Below are 251 nucleotides of genomic sequence, written 5' to 3'. Positions count from 1 at the left end.
CTTTCGAACTCAGCCTTGGGCATGCCGCTTTCGCGCTTGATGGTGACCTCGACCGGATCACCGCAGTTGTTGACGAGGAGCTGTGTCTGGCCGGCGAGGGCGTAGTAGGTGTGGACGCCGTCGACGGTGAGGTTGTGGACCCGCTGGGGGCGGCGGGTGTGGTCGGTCGCGGTGATCTGGACCCAGGTGCCGGCCGAGGTCCGCAACCACATCCCGGCCTGCAGGTCGCCGGCCTCCACCCAGCGCCCGGC

At 68.9% G+C, this 251-nt stretch carries 1 protein-coding gene; it reads right to left on the bottom strand.

Annotated elements, in window-relative coordinates; genetic code table 11:
* A partial coding sequence (locus ACSNOK_RS35340) for a polymorphic toxin-type HINT domain-containing protein (RefSeq protein WP_436784776.1) occupies positions 1 to 251 on the bottom strand: 251 nt, incomplete at both ends.

Origin of the sequence: Streptomyces sp. URMC 126 (genome assembly GCF_051386555.1) — a bacterium.
Taxonomy (GTDB): domain Bacteria; phylum Actinomycetota; class Actinomycetes; order Streptomycetales; family Streptomycetaceae; genus Streptomyces.
This window is presented reverse-complemented; position numbering and strand designations above follow the sequence as displayed.